At 65.8% G+C, this 26,051-nt stretch carries 29 protein-coding genes and 1 pseudogene; 21 read left to right on the top strand and 9 right to left on the bottom strand.

Annotated features, from left to right (window positions below; translation table 11 throughout):
* Positions 1-47: 47 nt before the first annotated feature.
* A complete protein-coding gene (acnA, locus tag AABA84_RS21725; RefSeq protein WP_338313058.1) occupies positions 48-2,768 on the bottom strand; it encodes an aconitate hydratase AcnA in 2,721 nt (906 codons plus the stop codon).
* 240 nt (positions 2,769-3,008) lie between these two features.
* Here acnA and ccmA point away from each other — a divergent pair, with 240 nt between their 5' ends.
* The 5 genes from ccmA to AABA84_RS21700 all read left to right on the top strand — a co-directional run bounded on the left by ccmA (position 3,009) and on the right by AABA84_RS21700 (position 6,212).
* Positions 3,009-3,611 (top strand): heme ABC exporter ATP-binding protein CcmA, encoded by a 603-nt coding sequence (gene ccmA / locus AABA84_RS21720; protein ID WP_338313056.1) that lies wholly within the window; start codon positions 3,009-3,011, stop codon positions 3,609-3,611.
* Between the two features lie 277 nt (positions 3,612-3,888).
* A complete protein-coding gene (gene ccmB / locus AABA84_RS21715) occupies positions 3,889-4,557 on the top strand; it encodes a heme exporter protein CcmB (protein ID WP_338309503.1) in 669 nt (222 codons plus the stop codon).
* A gap of 91 nt (positions 4,558-4,648) precedes the next feature.
* Positions 4,649-5,443, top strand: coding sequence for a heme ABC transporter permease (locus AABA84_RS21710; protein WP_338313055.1), 795 nt, complete (start codon positions 4,649-4,651; stop codon positions 5,441-5,443).
* A complete protein-coding gene (gene ccmD, locus AABA84_RS21705; protein WP_212252355.1) occupies positions 5,443-5,622 on the top strand; it encodes a heme exporter protein CcmD in 180 nt (59 codons plus the stop codon). Before AABA84_RS21710 ends, ccmD begins: the two co-directional genes overlap by 1 nt.
* Positions 5,619-6,212, top strand: coding sequence for a DsbE family thiol:disulfide interchange protein (locus AABA84_RS21700; protein ID WP_212252207.1), 594 nt, complete (start codon positions 5,619-5,621; stop codon positions 6,210-6,212). The genes ccmD and AABA84_RS21700 overlap by 4 nt, the downstream gene beginning before the upstream one ends.
* 136 nt (positions 6,213-6,348) lie before the next feature.
* Here the strand turns inward: AABA84_RS21700 and AABA84_RS21695 are convergent, their stop codons facing one another.
* Both AABA84_RS21695 and ftsY read right to left on the bottom strand, forming a co-directional pair.
* Positions 6,349-6,951 (bottom strand): septation protein A, encoded by a 603-nt coding sequence (locus AABA84_RS21695; RefSeq protein WP_028139237.1) that lies wholly within the window; start codon positions 6,949-6,951, stop codon positions 6,349-6,351.
* 3 nt (positions 6,952-6,954) lie between these two features.
* Positions 6,955-7,902, bottom strand: coding sequence for a signal recognition particle-docking protein FtsY (gene ftsY, locus AABA84_RS21690; protein ID WP_338313053.1), 948 nt, complete (start codon positions 7,900-7,902; stop codon positions 6,955-6,957).
* Positions 7,903-7,962: 60 nt separating this feature from the next.
* Between ftsY and AABA84_RS21685 the strand changes: the two genes are divergently transcribed.
* Positions 7,963-8,664 carry an RluA family pseudouridine synthase gene (locus tag AABA84_RS21685; protein WP_028139239.1) on the top strand — a complete coding sequence of 234 codons (702 nt, stop codon included), beginning with the start codon at positions 7,963-7,965 and terminating at the stop codon, positions 8,662-8,664.
* 153 nt (positions 8,665-8,817) lie between these two features.
* Positions 8,818-9,927, top strand: coding sequence for a DUF2336 domain-containing protein (locus AABA84_RS21680; protein ID WP_212252203.1), 1,110 nt, complete (start codon positions 8,818-8,820; stop codon positions 9,925-9,927).
* 132 nt (positions 9,928-10,059) lie between these two features.
* On the opposite strand, the gene mtaB is transcribed toward AABA84_RS21680, so the two are convergent.
* Both mtaB and dapF read right to left on the bottom strand, forming a co-directional pair.
* A complete protein-coding gene (gene mtaB / locus AABA84_RS21675) occupies positions 10,060-11,313 on the bottom strand; it encodes a tRNA (N(6)-L-threonylcarbamoyladenosine(37)-C(2))-methylthiotransferase MtaB (RefSeq protein ID WP_338313052.1) in 1,254 nt (417 codons plus the stop codon).
* The gene (gene dapF / locus AABA84_RS21670) at positions 11,313-12,188 is read right to left on the bottom strand and encodes a diaminopimelate epimerase (protein WP_338313051.1); all 876 of its coding nucleotides are present in this window, start codon (positions 12,186-12,188) and stop codon (positions 11,313-11,315) included. The genes mtaB and dapF overlap by 1 nt, the downstream gene beginning before the upstream one ends.
* Positions 12,189-12,429: 241 nt before the next feature.
* Between dapF and AABA84_RS21665 the strand changes: the two genes are divergently transcribed.
* Positions 12,430-13,209: a GyrI-like domain-containing protein gene (locus tag AABA84_RS21665; protein WP_338313048.1), complete on the top strand. Its 780-nt coding sequence runs from the start codon at positions 12,430-12,432 to the stop codon at positions 13,207-13,209.
* Between the two features lie 5 nt (positions 13,210-13,214).
* Positions 13,215-13,935, top strand: a pseudogene (locus AABA84_RS21660) (SIMPL domain-containing protein).
* Between the two features lie 157 nt (positions 13,936-14,092).
* Here the strand turns inward: AABA84_RS21660 and AABA84_RS21655 are convergent.
* Positions 14,093-15,157 (bottom strand): MBL fold metallo-hydrolase, encoded by a 1,065-nt coding sequence (locus tag AABA84_RS21655; RefSeq protein WP_212252185.1) that lies wholly within the window; start codon positions 15,155-15,157, stop codon positions 14,093-14,095.
* Between the two features lie 448 nt (positions 15,158-15,605).
* Between AABA84_RS21655 and ffh the strand changes: the two genes are divergently transcribed.
* The 7 genes from ffh (at position 15,606) to AABA84_RS21620 (ending at position 21,651) form a co-directional block, all read left to right on the top strand.
* Positions 15,606-17,153, top strand: a complete 1,548-nt coding sequence (ffh, locus tag AABA84_RS21650) for a signal recognition particle protein (RefSeq protein ID WP_338313046.1) — start codon at positions 15,606-15,608, stop codon at positions 17,151-17,153.
* An 85-nt stretch (positions 17,154-17,238) separates the two neighbouring features.
* A complete protein-coding gene (gene rpsP / locus AABA84_RS21645; protein ID WP_008133080.1) occupies positions 17,239-17,571 on the top strand; it encodes a 30S ribosomal protein S16 in 333 nt (110 codons plus the stop codon).
* A 9-nt stretch (positions 17,572-17,580) separates the two neighbouring features.
* Complete coding sequence (rimM, locus tag AABA84_RS21640) at positions 17,581-18,132, top strand: ribosome maturation factor RimM (protein WP_212252183.1); 552 nt, start codon at positions 17,581-17,583, stop codon at positions 18,130-18,132.
* 117 nt (positions 18,133-18,249) lie between these two features.
* On the top strand, positions 18,250-19,005 hold the full coding sequence (gene trmD / locus AABA84_RS21635; RefSeq protein ID WP_212252181.1) for a tRNA (guanosine(37)-N1)-methyltransferase TrmD: 756 nt from the start codon (positions 18,250-18,252) through the stop codon (positions 19,003-19,005).
* 108 nt (positions 19,006-19,113) lie between these two features.
* Complete coding sequence (rplS, locus tag AABA84_RS21630; RefSeq protein WP_212252178.1) at positions 19,114-19,494, top strand: 50S ribosomal protein L19; 381 nt, start codon at positions 19,114-19,116, stop codon at positions 19,492-19,494.
* A 446-nt stretch (positions 19,495-19,940) separates the two neighbouring features.
* Positions 19,941-21,347 carry a 3-isopropylmalate dehydratase large subunit gene (gene leuC / locus AABA84_RS21625; protein WP_212252176.1) on the top strand — a complete coding sequence of 469 codons (1,407 nt, stop codon included), beginning with the start codon at positions 19,941-19,943 and terminating at the stop codon, positions 21,345-21,347.
* 94 nt (positions 21,348-21,441) lie between these two features.
* Positions 21,442-21,651, top strand: coding sequence for a hypothetical protein (locus tag AABA84_RS21620; protein ID WP_212252174.1), 210 nt, complete (start codon positions 21,442-21,444; stop codon positions 21,649-21,651).
* 54 nt (positions 21,652-21,705) lie between these two features.
* Here the strand turns inward: AABA84_RS21620 and AABA84_RS21615 are convergent, their stop codons facing one another.
* On the bottom strand, positions 21,706-22,248 hold the full coding sequence (locus AABA84_RS21615; RefSeq protein WP_212252172.1) for a hypothetical protein: 543 nt from the start codon (positions 22,246-22,248) through the stop codon (positions 21,706-21,708).
* A 179-nt stretch (positions 22,249-22,427) separates the two neighbouring features.
* On the opposite strand from AABA84_RS21615, the gene AABA84_RS21610 reads away from it, so the two are divergent.
* Entirely contained in the window at positions 22,428-22,727 is a 300-nt protein-coding gene (locus AABA84_RS21610) for a DUF1330 domain-containing protein (protein ID WP_212252170.1), read from the top strand.
* Positions 22,728-22,731: 4 nt separating this feature from the next.
* Here the strand turns inward: AABA84_RS21610 and AABA84_RS21605 are convergent, their stop codons facing one another.
* Positions 22,732-22,989 carry a hypothetical protein gene (locus tag AABA84_RS21605; RefSeq protein WP_212252168.1) on the bottom strand — a complete coding sequence of 86 codons (258 nt, stop codon included), beginning with the start codon at positions 22,987-22,989 and terminating at the stop codon, positions 22,732-22,734.
* A gap of 46 nt (positions 22,990-23,035) precedes the next feature.
* Positions 23,036-23,317 carry a hypothetical protein gene (locus tag AABA84_RS21600; protein ID WP_338313163.1) on the bottom strand — a complete coding sequence of 94 codons (282 nt, stop codon included), beginning with the start codon at positions 23,315-23,317 and terminating at the stop codon, positions 23,036-23,038.
* Positions 23,318-23,473: 156 nt separating this feature from the next.
* On the opposite strand from AABA84_RS21600, the gene AABA84_RS21595 reads away from it, so the two are divergent.
* The 4 genes from AABA84_RS21595 to AABA84_RS21580 all read left to right on the top strand — a co-directional run bounded on the left by AABA84_RS21595 (position 23,474) and on the right by AABA84_RS21580 (position 26,047).
* A complete protein-coding gene (locus tag AABA84_RS21595) occupies positions 23,474-23,872 on the top strand; it encodes a metallopeptidase family protein (RefSeq protein WP_338313043.1) in 399 nt (132 codons plus the stop codon).
* Positions 23,873-23,996: 124 nt separating this feature from the next.
* Positions 23,997-24,602 carry a 3-isopropylmalate dehydratase small subunit gene (gene leuD, locus AABA84_RS21590; RefSeq protein ID WP_008539074.1) on the top strand — a complete coding sequence of 202 codons (606 nt, stop codon included), beginning with the start codon at positions 23,997-23,999 and terminating at the stop codon, positions 24,600-24,602.
* Positions 24,603-24,682: 80 nt separating this feature from the next.
* Positions 24,683-25,468: a hypothetical protein gene (locus AABA84_RS21585; protein ID WP_338313042.1), complete on the top strand. Its 786-nt coding sequence runs from the start codon at positions 24,683-24,685 to the stop codon at positions 25,466-25,468.
* 159 nt (positions 25,469-25,627) lie between these two features.
* Complete coding sequence (locus AABA84_RS21580) at positions 25,628-26,047, top strand: hypothetical protein (RefSeq protein ID WP_212252163.1); 420 nt, start codon at positions 25,628-25,630, stop codon at positions 26,045-26,047.
* Positions 26,048-26,051: the final 4 nt, after the last annotated feature.

Raw genomic sequence — 26,051 nt, 5'->3', positions numbered from 1 at the left:
TAACCTTCTACTCACGTCGCGGTGAGCCACCGTTCACAAATTCGCGCTTAGGCCGCGAGCTTGCGCAGCACGTAGTGCAGGATACCGCCGTTCCGGTAGTAATCGAGCTCGTCCAGCGTATCGATGCGGCAGAGCAGCGAGACGCGCTGCAGCGAACCGTCGCCGGAGACGATCTCCGCGGTCAGCTTCTGGCGCGGCTTGAGGTCGCCGACGAGGCCACGCAGCGTGACCTTCTCGTCGCCCTTGAGGCCGAGCGACGACCAGGAGGTGCCTTCCTCGAAGGTCAGCGGCAGCACGCCCATGCCGACCAGGTTGGAGCGATGGATGCGCTCGAAGCTCTGGCAGACCACGGCGCGCACGCCGAGCAGACGGGTGCCCTTGGCGGCCCAGTCGCGCGAGGAGCCGTTGCCGTATTCGGCACCGGCGAACACCACCAGCGGCACCTGCTCCTGCTGGTACTTCATCGCGGCGTCGTAGATCGACATCTGCTCGCCGTCGGGCCAGTGCTTGGTCAAACCGCCTTCAGGGATATTTCCGTCCGCGCCCTTCAGCATGAAATTCTTGATGCGGATGTTGGCGAAGGTGCCGCGCATCATCACTTCATGGTTGCCGCGGCGCGTGCCGTACTGGTTGAAGTCGGCGGGACGCACCTGGTGCTCGCTGAGATACTTGCCAGCGGGCGAGGTCAGCTTGATCGAACCGGCCGGCGAGATGTGGTCGGTGGTGATCTTGTCGCCGAACATGGCGAGGATGCGCGCCTCGACGATATCGGTGACCGGCTCCGGCTCCTTCTTCATGCCGTCGAAATAGGGCGGGTTCTGCACATAGGTCGAAGACATGTTCCAGCGATAGGTCTCGCTCTCGACCGTCTTGATCTTGCGCCAGTTGGTGTCGCCCTTGAACACGTCGGCATACTTCTTCTTGAAGATCGACGCGGTCACGAACTTCTTCATGAAGGCGTTGATCTCCTTGGTCGTCGGCCAGATGTCCTTGAGGTACACCGGCTTGCCGTCCTTGCCTTCGCCGAGCGGCTCGACCGCGAGGTTCTTGGTGACGCTGCCCGCGAGCGCGTGCGCGACCACCAGCGGCGGCGAGGCCAGGTAGTTCGCCTGCACGTCCGGCGAGACGCGGCCTTCGAAGTTGCGGTTACCCGAGAGCACGGCGGCGGCGACGATGCCGTTGTCGTTGATCGACTTCGAGATCTCCTCAGGCAGCGGACCGGAATTGCCGATGCAGGTGGTGCAGCCGAAGCCGACCAGGTTGAAGCCGACCTTGTCGAGCTCCTTCTGCAGACCGGAATCGGCGAGATAGCCCGCGACGACCTGGCTGCCCGGGGCGAGCGAGGTCTTGACCCACGGCTTGGCCTTGAGGCCCTTCGCCGCGGCGTTGCGTGCCAGCAGACCGGCACCGATCAGCACGCTCGGGTTCGAGGTATTGGTGCAGGAGGTGATGGCGGCGATCACGACGTCGCCGTGACCGATGTCGAACTTCTTGCCTTCGACGGCGAAGCGCCTGGCCGGTTCCCCGGCCTTCTTGTACTCGGTGTTGAGCGCGAGCGAAAAACCTTCGGCGACCGACGGCAGCGCGATGCGGCCCTCGGGACGCTTCGGACCGGCCATCGAGGGAACGACGTCGGCGAGGTCGAGCGTCAGCGTCTCCGTGAACACCGGATCGGCCGACTTGGCGGTGCGGAACAGCCCCTGCGCCTTGGCATAGGCCTGCACCAGCGCGACGCGCGCCGGAGCGCGGCCGGAGGTCTTGAGGTAATCGATCGCGGCGGCGTCGACCGGGAAGAAGCCGCAGGTCGCGCCGTATTCGGGCGCCATGTTGGCGATGGTCGCCTTGTCGGCGACGGAGAGATTGTCGAGGCCGGGGCCGAAGAACTCGACGAACTTGCCGACCACGCCGAGCTTGCGCAGCATCTGCGTGACGGTGAGCACGAGGTCGGTCGCGGTGACGCCTTCCTTCATCGCGCCCTTCAGCTTGAAGCCGACGACGTTGGGCAGCAGCATCGACAGCGGCTGGCCGAGCATGCAGGCTTCCGCCTCGATGCCGCCGACGCCCCAGCCGAGCACGGCGAGACCGTTGACCATGGTGGTGTGGGAGTCGGTGCCGACCAGCGAATCCGGATAGGCGACCTCGAAGGTGCCGGTCTTCTTGCCGACCGTCATCTTCTCCTTCTTGGTCCAGACCGTCTGGGAGAGATATTCGAGATTGACCTGGTGGCAGATGCCGGTGCCGGGCGGCACGACGGAGAAGTTCGAGAACGCCTTCTGGCCCCACTTCAGGAACTCGTAGCGCTCCTGGTTCTGCTTGTATTCCTCGGCGACGTTCTTGCCGAACGCCTTGTTGTCACCGAAGAAGTTCACGATCACGGAATGGTCGATGACGAGATCGACCGGAACCAGCGGATTGATCTTCTCGGCATCGCCGCCGAGCTTCTGCATCGCGTTGCGCATCGCCGCGAGGTCGACCACTGCGGGCACGCCGGTGAAGTCCTGCATCAGCACGCGCGCCGGGCGGAAGGCGATCTCATGCTCCAGCGACTTCTTGCGCAGCCATTTCGAGACCGCGACGATGTCGTCTTTCTTGACCGAGCGGCCGTCCTCGTTGCGCAGGAGGTTCTCGAGCAGGACCTTCATCGAATAGGGAAGTTTGGAAATTCCCTTCAGACCATTCTTCTCGGCCGTGGGCAGGCTGTAATAGACATAGGTCTTAGCGCCGACCTTGAGGGTCTTTTTGCATTTGAAGCTGTCGAGCGAGGTCATGTAGGAATCCCAATTGTTAGTTATACCCGGCAGGGTATTTTAACACCGTCAGCGTATCAGGCTGGGCCGCTTGCAGGGGCAGGTTGAGTTGCTGCATCAAGTAGTTCCGGGCTTATAGAAGCTTTCTAACCGCGCCGCCACAGCCACAATCCGTACCGCAGCATACGCGAGCCAAAAATTCCCATGCGCTACCCCAAGTTTTCCTGAGGCCCGGCGGTGAGCGGGGTGGCACGAGGCAAGATGCAGCTTTCCGGACGCGGGGTCGTTTGCGTGCGCGGCGGCCGCGAGGTGTTTGCGGGGCTCGATTTCGAGGCTATCGCCGGCGAAGCGGTGGCGGTCGTCGGCCGCAACGGGTCGGGCAAGACCTCGCTGCTGCGGCTGATCGCCGGCCTGCTGGTTCCGGCGGGCGGGACGATCGCGCTGGAGGGCGGCGATGCCGAGCTGACGCTGCCCGAGCAGTGCCACTATCTCGGCCATCGCGATGCCCTGAAGCCGGCGCTCAGCGTCGCGGAAAACCTGATGTTCTGGGCCGATTTCCTTGGGGGCGAGCGTCTTGACTTCGCCGAGAGCCTCGCCACGGTGGGGCTCGAGCATGCCACCCATCTGCCCGCCGGCTTCCTGTCGGCCGGCCAGCGCCGCCGGCTGTCGCTGGCGCGCCTGCTGACCGTCCGCCGCCCGGTCTGGCTGCTGGATGAGCCGACCAATGCGCTGGACGTGACCGGCCAGGACATGTTCGGCGGCCTGATGCGCGAGCACCTTTCGCGCGGCGGCATGATCATCGCGGCGACCCATGCGCCGCTGGGGATCGGGTCGCGGGAGCTGCGGATCGGGGGTGTGGCGTGATTCGCATCGACCCTCAGCTTTCCGAGCGGCTGGCCCCCGGCCTCTCCGTTCCCTCCCCCCTTGCGGGGGAGGGTCAGGGAGAGGGGTGCCACACGGCAAGACCTGTCGGTTCTGGCGTTGCGGAGGCAGGCGTTTTGTTGCTGGCGGCTCGCCTCAAACGAGTATCTCACCCGGGGCTACCCCTCTCCCCCGCCCTCCCCCGCAAGGGGGGAGGGAGCGCAGTGTGCCTGTGGCGGGAGCCGGGCTCCCATAGCCGCCTCGCCGCGGGAGTCACCCCATGACCGCCCTCTCCGCCCTCATTCGCCGGGACGTCCGGATCGCGCTCCGCGTTGGCGGCGGGGCGCTGATTGGCGTGCTGTTCTTCCTGACCGTGGTGGTCTTGATGCCGTTCGCGGTCGGGCCGGATCTGGCGCTGCTGTCGCGGCTGGGGCCGGCCATCCTCTGGCTCGGCGCCCTGCTGGCGAGCCTGCTCACCCTGGACCGGCTGTTCATGGCCGACCATGAGGACGGCTCGCTCGACCTGATCACGATGAGCCGGACCCCGCTGGAACTCGCCTGTGCTGCCAAGGCGCTGGCGCATTGGCTGGCCGCCGGCCTGCCGCTGATTGTCGCAACCCCCGTGCTCGGCCTGCTGCTCAACCTCGACATGATCGCGACCGGTGCGGTGGCGCTGACGCTCTTGGCGGGCACCCCGGCGCTGACGTTTACCGGTATGATCGGCGCGGCGCTGGCGGTGACCCTGCACCGCGGCGGGCTGCTGATGGCGGTGCTGGTGCTGCCGCTGTCGATTCCCGTCCTGATTTTCGGGGTTGCGGCGTCGCAGGCCGTGATCGTTGGCCCGATGACGTTCGGCGCGCCGTTCTCGATCCTGTGCGCGCTGTCCCTGGTCAGCCTCGTGATCGGCCCATTCGCAGCCGCAGCGAGCCTGCGGCACGGGCTCGACTGAGATGCACTCGACTGACCTTGACCCCGATCAACTTTCGTTCCTCGCTTTCGTGCTGATTGCCTGAGCGGCCACCGATGATTATCAGGGTACCATGACGCTGATCGACCTCGCCAACCCCACGCGGTTCCTCGCGCTGACAGCGCGGGTCTTGCCGTGGCTCGCGGCCGCGACCGTGCTCCTGCTCGCGATCGGTCTCTATCAAACCGCGCTGGCGCCCGACGACTACCAGCAGGGCGCGACCGTGAAGATCATGTTCATCCACGTGCCCAATGCCTGGCTGTCGATGTTCGTCTGGGGCGTCATGAGCATCGCTTCGCTGGGCACGCTGGTGTGGCGGCATCCGCTCGCCGACGTCGCCGCCAAGGCCGCAGCGCCGATCGGCGCCGCCTTCACCTTCCTCGCACTGCTGACGGGCTCGCTGTGGGGCCGGCCGATGTGGGGTACCTATTGGGAGTGGGACGCGCGGCTCACCTCTGTGCTGATCCTGTTCCTGATGTATCTCGGCCTGATGGCGCTGTGGCGCGCGGTCGACAATCCCTCGCGCGCCGCACGCGCCGCCGCGGTGCTGACCCTGGTCGGCGCGCTCAATTTGCCGATCATCAAGTTCTCGGTCGATTGGTGGAACACGCTGCACCAGCCCGCCTCGGTGATGCGCATGGGCGGCTCGGCGCTCGACAAGTCGTTCCTGATTCCGCTGCTGGTGATGGCGATCGCCTTCACGCTGCTGTTCGTCACACTGCATCTGGCGGCGATGCGCAACGAGATCCTGCGCCGCCGGGTCCGCTCCCTGCAGATGATGCAGGCGAGCCGCGTGGCGTTCTCGAACGAGATGGGCGCCACCTCGCGCGGACAAAACGCGTCGAACGAAATTGGGGCCGCAGGATGATGTCGCTCGGTCCTTATGCGTCCTTCATCGTGACGTCCTATGCCGCAGCGGCCCTCGTGGTCGCGCTCCTGATCGGCTGGATCGCGCTCGACTATCGCAACCAGACGCAGCGCCTGCGCGAGCTCGACCGCAGCGGCATCACCCGCCGCTCCGGCCGCAGCGCCATGGACGCGTCATGAGCGAACAATCGACCTCCGCAGCGCCGCAGCGCCGCACCTTCCTGATGGTGCTGCCGCTGATCGCCTTCATCGGCCTTGCGCTGCTGTTCTGGTTCCGGCTCGGCAGCGGCGATCCCTCGCGGATTCCCTCTGCGCTGATCGGCCGTCCGGCGCCGCAGACGGCGCTGCCGCCGCTCGAGGGATTGCAGATCGACAACGCGCAGGTGCCGGGCCTCGATCCCGCCGCGTTCAAGGGCAAGGTCAGCCTGGTCAATGTCTGGGCGTCCTGGTGCGTGCCGTGCCATGACGAGGCGCCGCTTTTGACCGAGCTCGCCAAGGACAAGCGCTTCCAGCTCGTCGGCATCAATTACAAGGACGCGTCCGACAATGCGCGCCGCTTCCTCGGGCGCTACGGCAACCCGTTCGGCCGCGTCGGCGTGGATGCCAACGGCCGCGCCTCGATCGAATGGGGCGTCTACGGCGTGCCCGAAACCTTCGTCGTGGGACGCGAGGGCACCATCGTCTACAAGCTGGTCGGCCCGATCACGCCGGACAATCTGCAGAAGGTGCTGTTGCCGCAGATGGAGAAGGCGCTGGGGGCAGGCTCGTAAGGCAGCTCGTGCCCCGGACGCAGCGCAGCGATCCTTCATCGATGCGCTGCAGAGCCGGGGCCCATCTCACCACGGCCGCATTGCCGGAAAGAGCCTGGGTCCCGGCTCGCGCTTCGCGCGTCCGGGACACGAGAGCTTACCCCTTCCTGACATCCCCCGCGTCGGCCTCGCTCGCTTCCAGCGACGCCGGCTCGAGGTGGTAGCGCTTGGTCAGCGGCATCTGGGCGATGGCGAAGACCATGGTCAGCGGGGTCACGCCGAACACCTTGAAGTTCACCCAGAAGTCCGTGCTCTGGGTGCGCCAGACGATCTCGTTCAGCACCGCCATGCCGGCGAAGAACAGCGCCCAGCGCAGCGTGAGGATGCGCCAGCCCTGCGGCGTCAGATTGAACATCTGGTCGAACATGACCGCGATGAAGGAGCGGCCGAACAGCAGCCCGCCGCCGAGGATCGCGGCGAACAGGCCGTAGATGATGGTCGGCTTGAGCTTGATGAAGGTCTCGTCGTGCAGCACCAGCGTCAGCGTGCCGAACACCAGCACGATCACGCCCGTCACGATCGCCATGATCGGAATGTGGCGCGTCACCACGTAGGAGGCGACCATCGCCGCGACGATCGCGACCATGAAGGCGCCGGTCGCCGCGAACAGATTGAACTTCGCATTCACAAAGAAGAACACGAGCAGCGGACCGAGCTCGGTCGCGAGCTTGAACAGCGGATGCGGCTGGGTCTTGTCCATTCTTCAGCTTTCGATTCCGGCGATGGCGCGGGCGAAATCGCGCGCGGTGAACGGCGCGAGATCGTCGACGCCTTCGCCGACGCCGATGAAATGCACCGGCAGTTTGAACTTCTCCGCGAGCGCCACCAGAATGCCGCCGCGCGCGGTGCCGTCGAGCTTGGTCATCACGAGGCCGGTGACCCCGGCGGTGCGATGGAAGGCCTCGACCTGCGACAACGCGTTCTGACCGACGGTCGCATCGAGCACAAGCAGCACGGCATGCGGCGCAGTGTCATCCACCTTGCGGATCACACGCACGACCTTTTCGAGCTCGTTCATCAGCTCGGCCTTGTTCTGCAGCCGGCCGGCGGTGTCGATCAGGAGCACGTCGATGGCCTGCTCCTTCGCCGCCGTCAGCGCGTTGAAGGCGAGGCTCGCCGAATCCGAGCCCTGCGCGCCCGCGATCACGGGCGTCTTGGTGCGCTCGCCCCACACCTTGAGCTGCTCGATGGCGGCGGCGCGAAACGTGTCGCCGGCGGCCAGCATCACCTTGCGGCCTTCGGAGGCGAATTTCTGCGAGAGTTTTCCGATGGTGGTGGTCTTGCCGGAGCCGTTGACGCCAACCACGAGGATCACGAACGGCTTGTTGGCCGTATCGATCTCGAGCGGCTTTGCCACCGGCGCCAGCACCTTCTCGACCTCGGTGGCGACGACGTCCTTGACCTCGTCCGCCGAGATCGCCTTGTCGTAACGCCCGGTGCCGACGGCTTCGGCGATCCGGACCGCGACGGAGGTGCCGAGGTCGGCGCGCAGCAGCACGTCCTCGATGTCATCGAGCATGGCGCGGTCGAGCTTGCGCTTGGTGACGAGGTCGGCGACCGCGGTCCCGAGCGAGGACGAGGTGCGCTTCAGCCCGTTGGACAGGCGGCGCCACCAGCTCAGCTTGGGGGGGTCTGACGTGGTATCGTTCATGGTGGCGGTGTGTTAGCCGTTCCCGCTGTTAAACGAAAGTCTTGACCGAAAGTCCTGCAATTGCTCGATGTTCCCCAATTGACCGCCGACGAGATCCTTGCGCGCGTGCTCCATCGCGACGGGCTGATGCTGATCATCGACAAGCCGGCCGGCCTTCCCGTGCATCGCGGGCCCAAGGGCGGCGCCAACCTGGAGGCCTCGTTCGACGCGCTCTGTTTCGGCCTGCCGCGGCCACCGGTGCTCGCTCACCGCCTGGACAAGGACACCTCCGGCTGCCTCGTGCTCGGTCGCCACCGCAAGGCAACGGCCTCGCTCGGCCTCCTCTTCAAGCACGGCAAGATCGGCAAGACCTACTGGACCGTGGTCGAAGGCGGCCCCGCCGAGGACGAGGGCACCATCGACATGCCGCTCGGCCGGCTCAACGCCGAACGCGGCTGGTGGCAGAAGCCCGATCCCGAGGGACAGAAGGCGATCACCAACTGGAAAGTGATGGGCCGGGGCGACGGCTTCACCTGGCTTGCCATGGAACCGGTGACCGGGCGGACCCATCAATTGCGGGTGCATTCGGCCGCGACCGGCTGGCCGATCTTCGGCGATAACATTTACGGCAACGGCCCGCGTTTCGGCGAGCCAAAGCTGCATCTGCATTCCCGCGAGATCGTGGTGCCGATCTCCCGGAACAAGGAGCCCGTTCGCGTCGTGGCGCCGGCCCCGCCCCACATGCACGAAAAGCTCCGCGCCTGCGGCTGGAACGGGGAGTAGCGCCGCAAGCGGGGGAGGGAGCCCACCGCCTTCGCGGCGACTGCTGCACCTACTGGTCCCGTCCCATGGTTTACGAAACGTTCAGTGCTCGCCGCTAATGATGACGGTTGCTTAGAACAAGCTTCTGTAACCGCTCAGGACGAGCAAGGCGTGATGTCCAAGGCCGAGCTATCGATCATCGAAGAGGTCGAATCCGCGATTCGCGCAGGCTCGGCGGAAAAGGGCCTGGAAACCGCCCGGCGCGTCACCGATCTGTTCCTCTCCTCCGCAGGCAGTTTCGACGACGAGCAGATCGCGCTGTTCGACGAGGTGCTCGAGCGCCTGATCGGCACCATCGAGCTGCGCGCGCTTGCCGACATGGGCGCACGCATCGCGCTCGCCGAGATCAGCGCGCAGCTGGCGCCGATCGCGCAGGCGCCGCCCTCGGTGATCCGCCGCCTCGCCAGCAATGACGAGATCCGCATCGCCGGTCCCGTACTGCAGGAATCCGCCCGCCTCGACGACGGCGAGCTGGTGAAGATCGCATCATCCAAGGGCGAGCCGCATCTGCTCGCGATCGCCGGCCGCTGGTGGCTGAAGGAGATCGTCACCGACACCTTGCTGGCGCGCCGCTATCCCAGCGTCAGCCGGCGGCTCGCCGCCAATCCCGGCGCGCGCGTCTCCGGAAATGGATTCGCCGTCATGGTCGCCCAGGCCGAGGCCGATCCCGAACTTGCCGTCAGCGTCGGCGTCCGCGTCGACCTGCCCTCGGAGCTGCGCCGCCGGTTGCTGCGCTCGGCGAGCGATGCCGTGCGCGCCCGCCTGCTGTCACGCGCGCCGCCGCATCTGTTCGAGGAAATCCAGAGCGCGATCGCCGCCGTCACCGTCGGCGTCGATCGCGAGATGTCGGGCGTCCGCGATTTCGAAGGCGCCAAGCGGGCGATTGCAATGCTCAAGGCGACCGGCCAACTCAGCGAAGCGGCGCTGCTCGGTTTCGCCACGCAGCGGCGCTATGAAGAGACCGCCGCAGCGCTGGCCGCATTGTCCGGATCGACCGTCGAGGTGATCCGCCCGCTGATGCAGAGCCTGCGCGACGACGGCTTGCTGGTGCCGTGCAAGGCGGCGCAGCTCAGCTGGGAGACCACCACCGCCGTGCTCGAAAGCCGTTTTGCCACAGGTGCAATGAAGCCGGCAGATCTTGCAAGCGCGCAAGGGCACTACGCGCGCATGACGCCGGAGAATGCAAAGCGGACGCTGCGGTTCTGGCAGGTGCGAGCGTCGTAGGACGGGCGCTATTCGCCAGGCCAACGGTGTCATTCCCGCGAAGGCGGGGATCCAGTATTCCAGAGACGTCACTGAGATGCGGAGAAGCCGCGGCGTACTGGGTCGCCCGGTCGAGCCGGGCGACGACACTGACTACGTGGTGAGACGCTCGCCATCACTGGCAGCAATCTTAAGCGGCACCACACTGCCAACCCGCTCGCCCGCAATCGCCACCGGCAGGTAATGCTCCGTGCGGCCTTGCGTCTCACTCTCGATCAGCACATCGCGCGTCGCGCCGATCTCGGCTTGCAGCCGCTTGCGCAGTGCTGTTTCGCCAGCCGCACGCAGCCGCTTCGCACGCTCCTTGATCGCGCCGCCCGCAACCTGCGGCATCCGCGCGGCCGGCGTGCCGGGGCGGGGCGAATAGGGGAAGACGTGCAGGAATGTCAGGCCGCAGTCCTCAACCAGATCGAGCGAGCGCGAGAACATCTCTTCCGTCTCGGTCGGGAAACCCGCGATGATGTCGGCGCCGAAGGCGACATCAGGGCGCAGGCGGCGGACCTGCTCGCAGAATGCGATCGCGTCCCGCCGCGAATGCCGCCGCTTCATGCGCTTCAAGATCATGTCGTCGCCGGACTGCAGCGACAGATGCAGATGCGGCATCAACCGCGCATCGCCGGCGATGGCATCGAGTAGATCGTCATCCGCCTCGATCGAATCGATCGATGAGATGCGCAGGCGCTTCAACTCCGGCACATGCCGCAAAATCTGCTTCGTCAGCATGCCGAGCTTCGGCGTGCCGGGCAGGTCCGTGCCGTAGCTGGTGAGATCGACGCCGGTCAGAACGATCTCGGCATGGCCGCGTTCGGCCAGCGTCCGCACCTGCTCGACCACCGCGCCCATCGGCACCGAGCGCGAATTGCCGCGGCCGAACGGGATGATGCAGAAGGTGCAGCGATGATCGCAGCCGTTCTGCACCTGCACGAACACGCGCGGAAGGCCACTCGCATAGCCGTCGATGAGATGCGGCGCCATCTCCCTGATAGCCATGATGTCGCTGACGGCGATCTTCTCGCCGGCGCCGAGATCGAAGGCATTGCGGGCGTCGCGCCACGCGGATGACCGCATCTTGTCGTCATTGCCGACGACGCGATCGACCTCGGTCATGTCGGCGAACATCGCGGCTTGCGTCTGCGCCGCGCAGCCGGTGACGACGATGCGCGCCTCGGGCCGCTCGCGCTTCAGTTTGCGGATCGATTGCCGCGCCTGCGCCACCGCCTCATTGGTGACGGCGCAGCTGTTGATGACGATGGTGTCTGAAAGCCCTGCGCCCTCGGCCTCGCGGCGGATCACCTCGGCCTCGAAAGCGTTGAGGCGGCAGCCGAAGGTGACGATGTCGACGGCCATCAGGCGGCCGGCGCGAACAGCGCCGGATCGAACTTGCCCTCGTATTCGAAGGTCGCCGTACCCGTCATCAGCACGTGGTCGTCGCGCTCGCGCCATTCGATGCCGAGCTTGCCGCCGGGCAGCGTGATCTCCACGCTGCGTTCGGCCCGCTTCAGGCGAGCTGCGGCGACCGCCGTGGCGCAGGCGGCCGAGCCGCAGGCCCTGGTCAGGCCGGCACCGCGTTCCCAGGTGCGGATGGTGATGTGCGTGTCGTCGACGATATGGGCGAGCGTGATGTTGGCGCGCTCCGGGAAGATAGGGTGGTTTTCGAGCAGGGGACCGAAGCGCTCGAGATCATAGGCGCTGACATCGTCGACCCAGAAGATCGCATGCGGATTGCCCATGCTGACCACGGAGGGTGAATGCAGGATCGGATTGTCGATCGGCCCGATCTGCAATTCGATGTAGCGGGTGTCGCGGAACTCTTCCGCCAGCGGAATGTCCTGCCAGCCGAACTTCGGCACACCCATGTCGACGGTGTAGAGATCGGGCGCCGGGCCCTGCCAGGCGTTGAGCAGGCCGGCCGCGGTCTCGAACGTCGCATTGGTCTGCCCGTTCTTCTCGAAGATGCGCCGCACCACACAGCGCATGCCGTTGCCGCAGGCGCCGGCTTCCGAGCCGTCATTGTTGTAGATGCGGATGAAGGCTTCGGTGCCCTCGAGCCGCGGCTTCTGCAGCACCATGAGCTGGTCGTAGGCGACGCCGCCATTCGCGGACGCTACCGCGCGGGCGTCGTCCGGCGTCACCGGCCCGGCGGAATCGCGCATGTCGACAACGACGATCTCGTTGCCGATGCCGTTCATCTTGGCAAATGCGTGGTTGGCCAGCGCGCTCATAAAAATTCCTGAATTTCGCCTGTCTTATATGGCGATCCTTGCCGGCTTGGCCAGAGTTTTGCCGCTGGGCGCCAGCAGGACTGCCTGGACAACTGTCATGACGCATCTGTCATGGGACGAATTTGGCGCTTGCGTGTTAGAACGGCGAAAGTTGGCGCGAAGCGGGATGCGCGGCCGGGCGCAAAGCCGGGCAGGCCTTGGTGGTTCAGGCCTTGGTGACTAAGGCCTTGGGGAGAATAATATGTTCAGGTTTCGTCGTCTCGCTCTGGCCGCGCTGATCCCGGCGGCGGCCTTGTCGCTCGGCCTCTCTGAGGTTCTCGCGCAAACCCCGAGCCCGGCACCGGCCGCCTCGGCAAGTCCCTCGCCCGCCCCGTCGGCCTCTCCCGCCCCGGCCGCGAGTGCGTCGCCCGCGCCGGCAGCCACGCCCTCACCCGCGCCATCGCCTGCGGCCAGCGCGTCGCCGGCCCCGACAAATTCGCCCTCGCCCGCCGCCAGCGCCTCACCCAGCCCGACGGCCCCGCCACCGGCCGCCGCCGCGACCCCCGCGCCGGTGCAGACCGCCGATCCGTTCGGCCTGGAGACCTCGCTCGAGGCCAAAAAGGTCGTGATGGTCAAGGGCACCGCCAATTGGGACTCGGCCTTCGACACGCTGATCGACGCCTTCAAGGCGCTGAACACGCTGCTGGACAAGCAGGGCATCAAGCACGCCGGCAATGCGATGATCGTCTACACCTCGACCGACGACACCGGTTTCACCTTCCTTGCCGAGATCCCGGTCGAGCAGGATCCCAAGAACCTGTCTAAGGACATGAGCATCGGCAAGTCGCCGGAGGGCAAGGTGCTGAAATTCGTCCATCGCGGTTCCTACGACAACATGGACAACACCTACGAGGCGATCACCAACCACCTCGACGACAAGAGGCTGGAAGCCAAGGACACCTTCATCGAGGAATACCTCACCGATCCCCTCAAGACGGCTGAGGACAAGCTCGTGATCAATGTTTTCGTGCCGCTGAAGTGAGATCAATGAAAAAGCCTGCCGTACTTGCTACGTCCCTTGCCGCCGCTTTCGCCGCCACACTGCTGACAACGCCCGCCCTTGCCGATGACTTTCCATCCGCCATCACGGTGAGCGGCGAAGCCAACATTTCCGCGGCGCCCGATCTCGCGCAGATCGACGCCGGCGTCGCCAACGACGCCAAGACGGCGAAGGAAGCGTCCGATGCCAACAACGCCGCGATGGGCAAGGTGCTGCTGGCGCTGAAGGGCGCCGGCATCGCCGAGAAGGACTACCAGACCTCGCGGCTGTCGCTGCAGCCGCAATACGGCCAGAACAAATCCACCGGGGCATCCCCAGTGGTCGGCTTCCGCGCCTCCAACCGCGTCACCGTGAAGATCCGCGACGTGACCAAGGTCGCCGGCATCATCGATACGCTGGTCAGCGCCGGCGCGAACGACATCGGCAACATCTCCTTCGAGGTGACGCAGGCCTCAAAGCTGCTCGACGACGCGCGCGAGCAGGCAGTCGCGGACGCCCGCCGCAAGGCGGAAATCTACGCCAAGGCCACCGGCGTGACGCTGGGCGCGCCGCTGAGCGTCTCCGAAGGCGGCGCCCCGGTGCCGCTGTTCAAGGCGCGGATGGCAACAGCGCCGATGGCAGCGCCGCAAGCCGCGGTTGCGCCCGGCGAGGAAACGCTGTCGCGTCACGGTGAATGTGAGCTGGGCGATCAAGCCCAAAGAGCAATAAGTCTCGTGTCCCGGACGCGCTGCAGCGCGTAGCGATGCTGCGCAGAGCCGGGACCCAGAAAGCAACACGGGATGTACGGCAACATGGGCCCCGGCTCAGCAGCGCACCACTACGTGCTGCGCTGCGTCCGGGGCACGAGCTGTGGGCGCGGAGAGACCTAAATCTCCACCACCTGCCCCGGCTTCATCGCCACGAACCGCTGCTGCGGAATCTGCGCCGCATCGAGCGCATCCACCAGCGCCTTGGCCGGCGCATCGATCGCTTCATCCGTCAGCTGGAACGTGCCGTGATGATGCCCGAGCGCGGCGTCGGCGCCGCAATCTCCTAGCGCCTTCACGGCGTCCTCCGGATTCATGTGCTGGTCGCGCATGAACCAGCGCGGCTCGTAGGCGCCGATGGGGAGGATCGCGAGACGCAGCTTGCCGTGCCTCTCGGCGACACGGCGAAAGTGCCGGCCGTCGCCGTAACCGGAATCGCAGACGACGTAGATTTTCCCCGCCGGCGTCTCCAGCACAAAACTCGCCCACAGCGCCTTGTTGCGGTCGAACATGCCGCGCGCCGTCCAATGCCGGGTCGGCACCAGATGCACGGCGATGCCGCCGCCGAGCTCGACGCGATCATGCCAGTCGAATGCCTCCACCTTGATCGTGGAATCCCAGCTGCGCATCGTCACGTCGTTGCCGAGCGGGGTGACCACGCGCGGGGCAAAATTCTTGGTGAGCCGCGACAGCGTCGCGATGTCGAGATGGTCGTAATGGCCGTGCGAGACCAGCACGACATCGATCTTCGGCAGCTTCTCGAAGGCGATGCCGGGATCGTTGTGCCGCTTCGGCCCGGCCCAGGCGACCGGCGAGACCCGCGTCGACCAGACGGGATCGACCAGGATATTGAGGCCGCCGGTCTGGATCAGCCAGCTGGCATGGCCGACGAAGGACAGCCGCACCTTGTCGCCATCGACCCGCTCCGGCGGGGTGTCGGCATGGGGGCTGGGCGCCCAGTCGGGCCAGGTGGCGCGCTGCCGCTTGCCGCTGAACTGCCAACGCAGCACCTCGCGAAGCGATTTCGGCGGCGCGCCGTCCGGATCGAAGAAGTTCAGGCCGTCGAAATGGTCGGAGGCGGGACCGTCGTAGGTTTTCATGCGGGACATCCAGAGGGACGGGAGACCGACCAGGGCGCCGGCCCCGGCGAGCAGCCCGAAAACGCGGCGGCGGGTGATCGGCACAGGCTGGCTTCAAGACTGGTGGCGGAGGTAAGTCATCACCTCCTATATGGGCGGGCCCGAAGGAAAAGGAACCGGTCGCCAAAAGGGACCTGTTTTCAGGATCTTACCCTGGCAAAGCCGCCCCGGCACCCTAACTTTCCTTGACTTTTGGGCGTGAGCGGCGTTTAACCCCGCCACTTTCTCGGAAAGGCTTTCTTTTCGACCCGCCGACTGGTCCTCGAGGCCGGAGGTCAACGCCCGACAGCGCTGTGCGCCCTCGGGCGTGAAGGTGTTTGGAAGATCGTCTGCCAAGGAAGCGGTCATCGCCCGACTTGATCGGGCGATCCAGTATCCCAGAGGCAGCTCGGCTGGAATCGAGGTGCCGCGGCGTACTGGATGCCCCGCCTGCGCGGGGCATGACAGCGGTGAAGGCGGCAACCCTGCGCGAGCAGGACAAAGGACAACGGCATTGTTCGACAATCTGTCGGAACGGCTTGGTGGCATTCTCGATCGTCTGACGGGGCGCGGTGCGCTGACCGAAAAGGACGTCGACGCCGCGATGCGCGAGGTGCGCCGCGCGCTGCTGGAGGCCGACGTCGCGCTCGAGGTGGTTCGCAGCTTCACCGAGCGCGTCCGCGAGCAGGCGATCGGCGCCACCGTCGTCAAGTCGGTCACCCCCGGCCAGATGGTCGTCAAGATCGTCCATGACGAGCTGATCAACACGCTCGGCGCCGAAAGCCAGACCATCGACGTCAATTCCGTGCCGCCGGTGCCGATCATGATGGTCGGCCTGCAAGGCTCCGGTAAAACCACCACCACCGCCAAGCTCGCCCGCCGCCTGGTCCAGCGCGACAAGCGCAAGGTGCTGATGGCCTCGCTCGACGTCTATCGCCCGGCGGCGATGGAGCAGCTGGCCGTGCTCGGCCGCGACCTCGACATTCCGACGCTGCCGATCGTGGCGGGACAGCAGCCGCCGCAGATTGCCAAGCGCGCGCTGGAAGCCGGCAAGCTCGGCGGCTACGACATCGTGCTGCTCGACACCGCCGGCCGCACCACGCTCGACGAAGACATGATGGCGGAAGCGGCGGCGATCAAAGCCGCGGCCAATCCGCACGAAGTGCTGCTGGTCGCGGACAGCCTCACCGGCCAGGACGCGGTGAACCTCGCGCGCGCGTTCGATCAGCGCGTCGGCCTCACCGGCATCGTGCTGACCCGCGTCGACGGCGACGGCCGCGGCGGCGCCGCGCTGTCGATGCGCGCGGTGACCGGCAAGCCGATCAAGCTGATCGGCACCGGTGAAAAGACCGACGCGCTGGAAGATTTCCACCCCGATCGTATCGCCGGCCGCATCCTCGGCATGGGCGACGTGGTCTCGCTGGTCGAGCGCGCTGCCGCCAATATCGACGCCGAGAAGGCCGCGCGCACCGCCGAGCGCATGCGCAAGGGTCAGTTCGACCTCAACGACATGCGCGAGCAGCTGCTGCAGATGGCCAGCATGGGCGGCATCAGCGGGCTGATGGGCATGATGCCCGGCATCGCCAAGATGAAGAACCAGATCGCCGCCGCCGGGATCGACGACAAGATCCTGAAGCGCCAGGTCGCGGTGATCGATTCCATGACGCGCGACGAGCGCCGTCATCCCGATTTGCTCAAGGCCAGCCGCAAGAAGCGTATCGCTGCAGGGTCCGGCCAGAGCGTCGAGCAGGTCAACAAGCTGCTCAAGATGCACCGGAACATGGCTGATGTGATGAAGGCCATGGGCTCGGGCAAGCGCGGCCCGCTCTCCGGCATCGCGCAGGCCATGGGCTTCGGCGGCGGCATGAAGCCGCCCTCGCCGGAAGAGATGAAGGCGCTGCAGGAGAAGATGCAGAGCGGCGGCGGACAGGGTCTGCCGAGCCTCCCGAAGGATTTGCCGGCCGGCTTGCGTCAGGGCCTGCCGAATGTGCCGGGGCTCACGGGCCTCAGCGGCAAGCCGATGCTGCCGGGCCTCGGCGGTTTTCCCGGCAAGAAGAAATGAGGAATTCGTCACGAGGGATCGCACGGTCCCGCGCGGCGCGAAAATACCAATCAACCGAACAAACTGTACTTTGAAGGAGAACTAGATGTCCGTCGTTATCCGCCTCGCCCGCGCAGGCACCAAGAAGCGCCCCGTCTATCACGTCGTCGTCGCCGATTCGCGCTTCCCGCGCGATGGCCGCTTCATCGAGCGTCTCGGCTATTTCAACCCGCTGCTGCCGAAGGACAACGAGACCCGCCTGAAGCTCGACATGGACAAGGTGAAGGCCTGGCTCGCCAAGGGCGCGCAGCCGTCCGACCGCGTGGCGCGTTTCCTCGATGCTGCCGGCGTCAAGAAGCGCGAAGCGCGCAACAACCCCGAGAAGGCCGTGCCGCGCAAGGAGCGCAAGGCGCAGGCCGAAGCCGCCGCGAAGGGCTAAGGCTAGATCATGTCGGCGCTGGTCTGCGTCGCGCGGATCGGCGCCGCGCATGGTGTGCGCGGTGCGGTCAAATTGTGGACCTTCACCGAGGATCCCTTTGCCGTCAGGCGCTACGGTCCCTTGCTGTCCAAGGACGGCAAGCGCCAGTTCGAGGTCGCGACGGCGCGCGAGGCCAAAGATCATCTGGTCGCGACGTTCAAGGGCGTCGCGACCCGCGATGAGGCCGAGCGCCTCAACGGCATCGAACTCTACGTCGCGCGCGAAAAACTGCCCGCGACCGACGACGACGAATATTACCACACCGATCTGATCGGGCTCGCCGCCGTCACCACGGAAGGCGATGCGCTCGGCCGCGTGCTCGCGATCCATAATTTCGGCGCCGGCGACATCATCGAAATCGCCCCGCCGAAAGGCACGACGCTGCTGCTGCCGTTCACGAACGCGGTGGTGCCGGAGGTCGACCTCCAAGGCGGCCGTGTCGTGATCGCGCTGCCGCAGGAGGTCGAGGGCGAGGACAATGATCCCTCCACGAGTCGTCCCCGCGAACGCGGGGACCCATAACCACAGGCCGTGGTTTTTGGCTAAGCTGATGGCTCCAGCCATCGCAAAACTGGCTGCGGTGGTTATGGGTCCCGAATCTGCGCTGCGCTTGTCCGGGACGACGAGAATTGAGATCCGATGACAACCCCCTCACCCTGGCGCGCGACGGTGCTGACGCTGTTTCCGGAGATGTTTCCGGGGCCGCTCGGCGTGAGCCTGGCCGGCCGGGCGCTGGCGTCCGGGCTGTGGGAGATCGAGGCGCGGGATATCAGGGCGTCCGCCACCGACCGCCACCGCAGCGTCGACGACACCCCCGCCGGCGGCGGGCCGGGCATGGTGCTGCGGGCGGATGTTCTGGCCGCGGCGATCGATGCCGCAGAGATCGGCCCTGAGCGGCCGCGGCTGCTGATGAGCCCGAGGGGTCGGCCATTGACCCAGGCTCGCGTCACAGAGCTCGCCCGGGGCCCCGGCCCCCTGATCGTCTGCGGGCGCTTTGAGGGGATCGACCAGCGGGTGATCGACGGGCGGGGCCTGGAGGAGGTCTCGATCGGGGATTACGTGCTGTCCGGGGGCGAAATCGCCGCTTTGGCGCTGATCGACGCCTGTGTGCGGCTGCTGCCGGGCGTGATGGGCAAGGAGGCCTCGGGAACCGAGGAAAGCTTCTCTGATGGCCTTTTGGAGTACCCCCAATACACCCGGCCGCAGCTGTTCGAGGGGATGCCGATCCCGGAGATCCTGACCTCCGGCGACCATGCCAAGGTGGCCAGCTGGCGGCGGGCGCAATCCGAGGCGCTGACGGCGGCCCAGCGGCCGGATTTGTGGGCCCAGATCCCACCCAAGCCCCCGAATCGGGCCGGACGCCAAAAAACGCCAAAAAACAAGACAGACGGGTGACAAACGCTCCGGCTTGCCTTATAGGAGCGGCCACATCCGCAATAGCTGGATAGACGAATTTCGCGCAGCCCCCGATCTGCGGCTGGGCGCGCCGATGGAGATTTACCCATGAACCTGATCCAACAGCTCGAGCAAGAGCAATTCGACAAGCTGTCCGCCGGCAAGGACATTCCGGAATTCGGCCCCGGCGACACCGTGATCGTCAACGTGAAGGTCGTCGAAGGCGACCGCACCCGCGTGCAGGCCTATGAAGGCGTCTGCATCGGCCGTTCCGGCGGTGGGCTCAACGAGAGCTTCACCGTCCGCAAGATCTCCTACGGCGAGGGCGTGGAGCGCGTGTTCCCGGTGATGTCGCCGATGATCGACTCGATCAAGGTGGTGCGCCGCGGCAAGGTGCGTCGCGCCAAGCTCTATTACCTCCGCAGCCTTCGCGGCAAGTCGGCCCGCATCGTCGAGAAGACTGAGCACGCCAAGGCCGTCAACGAGTAAGGTCCGCCATCAGGCAAGTTTTCGAGAAGCGCGGGGCTCGGCTCCGCGCTTTTTTGTTTGGCCACCGTCGTTGCGAGGAGCCCTTGCGACGAAGCAATCCAGACTGCCCCCGTAGATGCATTTCTGGATTGCTTCGCGGAGCCTGTCACCGGGCCGCGCTCCGCGCGGACCCGGTGGCTTGCAATCACGAACTTGAAGCCCTCGCGCTTTTACCGCTGCGTGCTATATAGCTTCTAGAATGTTTCCAGATCCGACCAGCCTCGCCCCCGTCAAGCGCATCGTCATCGACGATCGCTCGCGGCTGCCCGGCCGGTTCTTCGGACGCTTCGCGACCTCGGCAACGTCAGAGCTTAGCCGCGCAGCCTAAAAGCTGCGCTGACGATTTTGTTGCCCGCGCGCCGCGCGCGCCCATCCGCTGACACAACATTCTTTCGGAGCTCAAGCTCATGTCCAAGCCGACCACATTGTACGACAAGATCTGGAACGACCATCTGGTGCACGAGGCCGAGGACGGCACCTGCCTGCTCTATATCGATCGCCACCTGGTGCACGAGGTGACCTCGCCGCAGGCGTTCGAAGGCCTGCGCGCCACCGGCCGCAAGGTCCACTCGCCGGAAAAGACGCTCGCCGTCGTCGACCACAACGTGCCGACCACCGATCGCACCAAGCCGAATCCCGATCCTGAAAGCATCGAGCAGATCAAGGCGCTGGCCGAGAACGCCAAGGAATTCGGCATCGAATATTACAACGAGTTCGACAAGCGCCAGGGCGTCGTCCACGTCATCGGCCCCGAGCAGGGTTTTACCCTGCCCGGCACCACCATCGTCTGCGGTGACAGCCACACCTCGACGCATGGCGCGTTCGGCGCGCTCGCGCACGGCATCGGCACTTCCGAGGTCGAGCACGTTCTGGCGACGCAGACGCTGATCCAGAAGAAGGCGAAGAACATGCGCGTCACCGTCGACGGCAAATTGCCCGACGGCGTGACGGGCAAGGACATCATCCTCGCCATCATCGGCGAGATCGGCACCGCGGGCGGCACCGGCTACGTGTTGGAATACGCCGGCGACGCCATCAGCGCGCTCAGCATGGAAGGCCGCATGACGGTCTGCAACATGTCGATCGAAGGCGGCGCGCGCGCCGGCCTGGTCGCGCCCGACCAGAAGGCGTTCGACTTCCTGCGTGGCCGCCCCAAGGCGCCGAAGGGCGCGGACTGGGACGCGGCGATGCGCTACTGGGAGAAGCTGCGCTCCGACGAGGGCGCGCATTTCGACAGCGAGCTGCGCCTCGATGCCGCCAAGCTGCCGCCGATCGTGACCTGGGGCACCAGCCCTGAGGACGTCATCTCCGTGACCGGCATCGTGCCCGACCCCGACAAGATCGCGGACGAGGCCAAGCGTCTCTCCAAGCACCGCGCGCTGAAGTACATGGGCCTGACCGCGGGAACGAAGATCACCGACATCAAGGTCGACCGCATCTTCATCGGCTCCTGCACCAATGGCCGCATCGAGGATTTACGCGCGGCGGCGAAGATTGCCGAAGGCAAGACCGTCTCAGCGCATGTCAACGCCATGGTCGTGCCGGGCTCCGGCCTCGTGAAGGAGCAGGCCGAAGCCGAGGGTCTGGACAAGATCTTCATCAAGGCCGGCTTCGAATGGCGCGAGCCCGGTTGCTCGATGTGCCTCGCCATGAACCCGGACAAGCTGGCCCCGGAAGAGCGCTGCGCCTCGACCTCGAACCGTAACTTCGAAGGACGCCAGGGCTTCAAGGGCCGCACCCATCTGGTGTCGCCGGCGATGGCGGCAGCGGCGGCGATCGCGGGTCATTTCGTCGACGTCAGGGACTGGCGCTAAGCCGGTCCCTGCAATTGTAGCGATCGCGGCAAACCGCCGTTAAACGATCGCCTGACACTCTCGTCCTCGCGAGGTTTTCGCGAGGACGCGCGCCATGGCCAACAAGCCTGAATATGTCGACCTGATCGGCGAGGCCACGCGCCAGCACCGCCGGCGCGCGCCACGCTCGCACATCGTCGCCAAGCCCGAGGTCGAGGAGACCTCGAAGCTCAGCCGCTGGCCGCCCGCGATGTTCAAGCAGTGGAAGGTCGAGACCCTGATGCGGTGGAAGTCAGCATCGTGGAAGCTGAAGGATTGGCTCTAGGCCACCGGATAAACAAAGGGCGCCGCTAAGGCGCCCTTTTCGCTTCGATCGTGCTTACCAATACCGATACGGATGGTGCCAGCGATGCCAGCGGCAGATGCGGCGCGGGCCGTAATAGGTCCAGATGACCCGGCAGCGGCGCGGATAATGGTAGTAGGGATAATAGCCGCCGACATAATAGCGCCGGTGGAAGTGGCGATGGCCGTAGTGAGGCCGATAGATCCCGTAGCGATGAAATCCGCCGTAGCGGTGAACGCCGCCATAGCGATAGCCGCCATGGAAGGCCGGTGCGGCGCGGAAGCCGCCGATATGGCCGCCATGGAATCCACCGCCGCGGAAACCGCCGATATGTCCTCCGCCACCGCGGAAGCCTCCACCACCGTGAAAATGCCCGCCACCGCCATGTCCGCCGCCGCCGTGGCGAACCTGCGTGACGAGGTCGTCGGCCGCGGCCTTCGTCGCAGGTGACGTCGCCGGATTGATCAAGCTCAGCGCTTCAGCACGACGCGCGGTTCCGGCCGACAGCATCAGCGTCGTGGCGGCCGCAATCCCGAGCAGGCGCATCGGGCCTGCCCTGAGACCCAAACTCCTCAGCATGGACTCCTCCCTGAATCTGGACAGCGGAGTGGCGATGCTCGTTCCCGGCCCGCGTCATCCCTGTTCAATCGCAGTCGCTCCCGGGATTAAATTGCGGATAGCGATGTGAACGCGCCATGAATGAACGAGGCCGGCAAATTGCGATGCGACGCGGTGCCGCGACGAGAGGAGTTTGGAAGATGACCGTCTACGCAATCGCGCAGCTGAAAATGACGGACCGCGCGGCCTATGACCGCTACCAGGCGCGATTCTTCGATGTGTTCAGGAAGTTCAATGGACGGCTGCTCGCCGCCGACGAGCAGCCGCGCGTGCTCGAGGGGGCGTGGCCGCACGACAAGCTCGTCATGATGTCGTTTCCCGACGAGGCCGCCTTCCTCGCCTTCTCGAACTCGCCCGACTACGAGGAGATCTCGCGCGACCGCAAGGCGGGCGCGCAGGCGACCGTGCTGCTGGTCAAGGGATTTGCGCCCGCCGGCTAGCGCGTCACCAGAATGGCCCGTAGCCGAACACGAAGGGGGCGGGCACGCGGTAAGGATAGGGACGGTAGTGGACGGGCCGCGCGTAATAGCGCGGATCACGGCGCACGGCATGCCCTACGACGTAGGTCCGCGCAGGCCGTCGCACATCGAACATTGCGATCCCCGCCGAGGCCTCCGGAACCGTCACCCTCGGTGCTGCGGACGCGCAAGGCAGGCCCGCGGCCAGCGCGGCGGCAACGGCCCATGCAACCCATCTCGCCATGGCCACCCCTCGAGGCCCCCCGTCGCGCACCGGCGTTGAACCGGCATTAGCCGGGGCGCCAATAGCAGCTCACACGCGGCACGATCACGGTGCCGCTCGGCCGGAATTCCTGCACATAGGTCGCATTGCATTCGCGGACCGCATTGGGACCGGGATTGTAGCGCGGGTAGACGCCGTCAGGGCTGTAGTAGGGCGTGACGCGCAGGCGCGGGGGCGGGCGCTTGCGCGGCGGTGGGATGTCGTCCGGCGAGGCCGCCTGCGCCAGCCTGACCCCGGGGGCCGCGCTCTGGGCCTCCGCGTCACCGCAAAACTGCGAAAACAACCCCATGCACAGTAGCGTCAGCGCTGTTTTCGCTCGCATTTTTCCGCCCACCTGAAACGTCCCGTTCGAGGCCCACGCTCCCCGTTTTGACGGCGCCCGTCAACCTCGCCGCGCTTTATAAAGCGGGATGCATCAGCGGGAAACCCGCGCTAAGACAGCCCCATGTGGACGGAATTGAAAGCGCCCTCACTGGCCGAGATGGAAGCGACGGCGCACGAGATCTTCGAGCGCCTGCCGGCGGAGTTTCGCAGGCTGTGCGAGGGCGTGATCCTCCGCGTCGACGACTTCCCGACCGAGGAGGTCCTGGACGAGATGGAATGCGAGAGCGAGTTCGACCTGCTCGGCCTGTTCCAGGGCGTCGGCCTGCCGCAGCAGAGCCTTGGCGACGTGGCGCGGCTGCCCAACATGGTCTGGCTCTACCGCCGGCCGATCCTGGATTACTGGGCCGAGCACGACGAAAGCCTCGGCCACATCGTCCGCCACGTCCTGATCCACGAGATCGGCCACCATTTTGGTCTTTCGGACGACGATATGGCGGCGATTGAGGCGCGGGCGGAGTAGGGAGCGCACCTTCTCCGTGGCTTGATCACGCCAAGCAGACTAGACCTGCCGAATTCGGCCTAGGATTCCCGCCCCGATCACGATAAATACCTGTTCCCCTAGACCCATCCGGGAAAGCGCAACCATGGACAAGTTCACCACGCTGGAAGGCGTCGCGGCGCCGCTGAAGATCATCAATGTCGACACCGACATGATCATTCCGAAGCAGTACCTCAAGACCATCAAGCGTACCGGCCTTGGCAAGGGACTGTTCTCCGAGCAGCGCTACAAGGACGACGGCAGCGAGAATCCGGATTTCGTCCTCAATCAGCCCGCCTATCGCAATGCGAAGGTGCTGGTCGCCGGCGACAATTTCGGCTGCGGCTCGAGCCGCGAGCACGCGCCCTGGGCGCTGCTCGACTTCGGCATCCGCTGCGTGATCTCGACCTCGTTCGGCGACATCTTCTACAACAACTGCTTCAAGAACGGCATTCTGCCGATCCGCGTCAGCCAGGAAGACCTCGACAAGCTGTTCGACGACGCCGAGCGCGGCGCCAACGCGACGCTGACGATCGACCTGCCGAACCAGGAGATCCGCGGCCCCGACGGTGGCAAGGTCAAGTTCGAGATCGACCCGTTCCGCAAGCACTGCCTGATCAACGGCCTCGACGACATCGGCCTGACCATGGAGAAGAAGGCCTCGATCGACACCTATGAGGACAAGCTCAAGCGCGAACGCGCCTGGGCCTGATCTCGCGTCTTCATTCAGCCCCGGTGCCGACTGCGCCGGGGCTTTTTCTTTGCCTCGCTTATCCCGAATAGCTTCGCCGCATGCTGCCCGACATCGTCACCTTCTGGCATGGCCCGATGGACGCGCTGCGCCAGACCTGTCTGCGCTCGCAGCTCGCTGCCGGCCACAAGGTCACGGTCTATAGTTTCGACACCATTCCCGGCCTGCCCGCCGGCGTCGCAAACGCAGACGCCGAAGCGATCCTGCCGCACGCGTTCTCGGAACGCTTGCGGCCACCGCAACCGGACGGAAGCTGGCGCGACTGGACCACGCTGCAGTTCAGCGACTTCTTCCGCATGAAGCTGATGGCGAAGGATCTCGGCCTCTGGCTCGATGCCGACGTGCTGCTCTTGAAGCCCGTCGAGATCGATCCGGCAAAGCCTTACTTCGCCTGGGAGCGGCCGCGCCAGCTCGGCAATTCCGTGATCTACCTGCCGCCCCGGCACGGCATCGTCGCCGCCTTCGAGGAGCTGATGGAGCAGGAGGAGTTGACGCCGAACTGGCTGTCGGTCCGCCATCGCATCACCTTCATGATGCGCCGCCTGCGCGGCAGCTCGAACCGTCTCTCCGATATCCGCGTCGCGATCTTCGGCCCCGCGGCACTCACCGCGCTGGCGCGCCGCACCGGTGAGCTCGCTTGCGCGCTGCCGAAGCAGTCGTTCTACGCCGTGCATGCCGAACCAAAACTGTTCTTCGATCCCTCGAGCTATCTCGGCCTCGTCACCAGCCCCGAGATCATCGGCCTGCACATCTCGCCCAAGGGCCGCGGCGGCGAAAAGCCGATTCCGGGCAGCCTGTATGCCTGGGCGGCGGAGCGGTTCGGCTAGTTTCTCGTGCCCCGGCTCTGCGGAGCGGCGCTTCGCGCCGCACCGCGTCCGGGACACGAGCTCTATTTCCCCGCCCTCTTCCAGTTTGATCCAGCGCAACGCGCCCCTGCATCATTGTGCTTAATTCGCTCCAGTTCCGCTGTCCGAAGGGAGCTTTCCATGAGCACCGCAACCAGGCCATATCCCATCGTCCAGGACCTCATCGATTCCTTTGCGAGCTGGCTGAAGCATCGCCGCGAGCTGAACGAGATGCGGCAGCTCGATCGCGCCGATTTCGACCGGATCGCGAGTGACCTGCGGATCGCGCCTGACGATCTCGAGGAACTGGTCCGCCACGGCAAGCACGCCGCCGACGAGTTGCCGAAGATGCTCGAACAGCTCGGCATCAGCGCCGAAGGGCTCGGCCGCGCACAGCCGCTGCTGCTCCGCGACATGGAGCGGGTCTGCTCGCTCTGCAATCACAAGGGACAATGCGACCGCGATCTCGCCGACGGCACTGCCGCGGAGAATTATCACGGCTATTGCGGCAATGCCGCGACACTGGAATCGCTCGACCGCGCGGACGTTGCGCCGCGCTGAATTG

The sequence above is a fragment of the Bradyrhizobium sp. TM239 genome (genome assembly GCF_036247985.1).
Lineage (GTDB): Bacteria > Pseudomonadota > Alphaproteobacteria > Rhizobiales > Xanthobacteraceae > Bradyrhizobium > Bradyrhizobium ottawaense.
This window is presented reverse-complemented; position numbering and strand designations above follow the sequence as displayed.

Bases quoted from the DNA above. Each gene is read 5' to 3' on its own strand.
- acnA (WP_338313058.1), bottom strand. From the start codon at position 2,768: ATGACCTCGCTCGACAGCTTCAAATGCAAAAAGACCCTCAAGGTCGGC.
- ccmA (WP_338313056.1), top strand. From the start codon at position 3,009: ATGCAGCTTTCCGGACGCGGGGTCGTTTGCGTGCGCGGCGGCCGCGAG.
- ccmB (WP_338309503.1), top strand. From the start codon at position 3,889: ATGACCGCCCTCTCCGCCCTCATTCGCCGGGACGTCCGGATCGCGCTC.
- AABA84_RS21710 (WP_338313055.1), top strand. From the start codon at position 4,649: ATGACGCTGATCGACCTCGCCAACCCCACGCGGTTCCTCGCGCTGACA.
- ccmD (WP_212252355.1), top strand. From the start codon at position 5,443: ATGTCGCTCGGTCCTTATGCGTCCTTCATCGTGACGTCCTATGCCGCA.
- AABA84_RS21700 (WP_212252207.1), top strand. From the start codon at position 5,619: ATGAGCGAACAATCGACCTCCGCAGCGCCGCAGCGCCGCACCTTCCTG.
- AABA84_RS21695 (WP_028139237.1), bottom strand. From the start codon at position 6,951: ATGGACAAGACCCAGCCGCATCCGCTGTTCAAGCTCGCGACCGAGCTC.
- ftsY (WP_338313053.1), bottom strand. From the start codon at position 7,902: ATGAACGATACCACGTCAGACCCCCCCAAGCTGAGCTGGTGGCGCCGC.
- AABA84_RS21680 (WP_212252203.1), top strand. From the start codon at position 8,818: ATGTCCAAGGCCGAGCTATCGATCATCGAAGAGGTCGAATCCGCGATT.
- mtaB (WP_338313052.1), bottom strand. From the start codon at position 11,313: ATGGCCGTCGACATCGTCACCTTCGGCTGCCGCCTCAACGCTTTCGAG.
- dapF (WP_338313051.1), bottom strand. From the start codon at position 12,188: ATGAGCGCGCTGGCCAACCACGCATTTGCCAAGATGAACGGCATCGGC.
- AABA84_RS21665 (WP_338313048.1), top strand. From the start codon at position 12,430: ATGTTCAGGTTTCGTCGTCTCGCTCTGGCCGCGCTGATCCCGGCGGCG.
- rpsP (WP_008133080.1), top strand. From the start codon at position 17,239: ATGTCCGTCGTTATCCGCCTCGCCCGCGCAGGCACCAAGAAGCGCCCC.
- rimM (WP_212252183.1), top strand. From the start codon at position 17,581: ATGTCGGCGCTGGTCTGCGTCGCGCGGATCGGCGCCGCGCATGGTGTG.
- trmD (WP_212252181.1), top strand. From the start codon at position 18,250: ATGACAACCCCCTCACCCTGGCGCGCGACGGTGCTGACGCTGTTTCCG.
- rplS (WP_212252178.1), top strand. From the start codon at position 19,114: ATGAACCTGATCCAACAGCTCGAGCAAGAGCAATTCGACAAGCTGTCC.
- leuC (WP_212252176.1), top strand. From the start codon at position 19,941: ATGTCCAAGCCGACCACATTGTACGACAAGATCTGGAACGACCATCTG.
- AABA84_RS21620 (WP_212252174.1), top strand. From the start codon at position 21,442: ATGGCCAACAAGCCTGAATATGTCGACCTGATCGGCGAGGCCACGCGC.
- AABA84_RS21615 (WP_212252172.1), bottom strand. From the start codon at position 22,248: ATGCTGAGGAGTTTGGGTCTCAGGGCAGGCCCGATGCGCCTGCTCGGG.
- AABA84_RS21610 (WP_212252170.1), top strand. From the start codon at position 22,428: ATGACCGTCTACGCAATCGCGCAGCTGAAAATGACGGACCGCGCGGCC.
- AABA84_RS21605 (WP_212252168.1), bottom strand. From the start codon at position 22,989: ATGGCGAGATGGGTTGCATGGGCCGTTGCCGCCGCGCTGGCCGCGGGC.
- AABA84_RS21600 (WP_338313163.1), bottom strand. From the start codon at position 23,317: ATGGGGTTGTTTTCGCAGTTTTGCGGTGACGCGGAGGCCCAGAGCGCG.
- AABA84_RS21595 (WP_338313043.1), top strand. From the start codon at position 23,474: ATGTGGACGGAATTGAAAGCGCCCTCACTGGCCGAGATGGAAGCGACG.
- leuD (WP_008539074.1), top strand. From the start codon at position 23,997: ATGGACAAGTTCACCACGCTGGAAGGCGTCGCGGCGCCGCTGAAGATC.
- AABA84_RS21585 (WP_338313042.1), top strand. From the start codon at position 24,683: ATGCTGCCCGACATCGTCACCTTCTGGCATGGCCCGATGGACGCGCTG.
- AABA84_RS21580 (WP_212252163.1), top strand. From the start codon at position 25,628: ATGAGCACCGCAACCAGGCCATATCCCATCGTCCAGGACCTCATCGAT.